The 585-nt window shown below is 48.5% G+C and carries 1 rRNA gene; it reads left to right on the top strand.

Annotated features, from left to right (window positions below):
- Positions 1–129: 129 nt before the first annotated feature.
- Positions 130–585: ribosomal RNA gene (locus KV696_RS09665) — 16S ribosomal RNA — on the top strand; the annotation flags it as partial.

Genomic DNA, 585 nt, shown 5'->3' with positions numbered 1-585 from the left:
GAGTGACAAAGACCTTTGAAAACTGAACAAGACGAACCAATGTGCAGGGCACTACAACTAAGGTTGTAGTACTGAACAATGAAAAAACAATAAATCTGTCAGTGACAGAAATGAGTGAGAACTCAAACTTTTAATGAGAGTTTGATCCTGGCTCAGGACGAACGCTGGCGGCGTGCCTAATACATGCAAGTAGAACGCTGAAGGAGGAGCTTGCTTCTCTGGATGAGTTGCGAACGGGTGAGTAACGCGTAGGTAACCTGCCTGGTAGCGGGGGATAACTATTGGAAACGATAGCTAATACCGCATAACAGTAGATGTTGCATGACATTTGCTTAAAAGGTGCAATTGCATCACTACCAGATGGACCTGCGTTGTATTAGCTAGTTGGTGGGGTAACGGCTCACCAAGGCGACGATACATAGCCGACCTGAGAGGGTGATCGGCCACACTGGGACTGAGACACGGCCCAGACTCCTACGGGAGGCAGCAGTAGGGAATCTTCGGCAATGGACGGAAGTCTGACCGAGCAACGCCGCGTGAGTGAAGAAGGTTTTCGGATCGTAAAGCTCTGTTGTAAGAGAAGAA

This window comes from Streptococcus humanilactis (assembly GCF_019448275.1).
Taxonomy (GTDB): Bacteria; Bacillota; Bacilli; order Lactobacillales; family Streptococcaceae; genus Streptococcus; species Streptococcus humanilactis.
The sequence above is the reverse complement of the archived record's forward strand: the minus strand, read 5'-3'. Positions and strand labels throughout refer to the sequence as shown.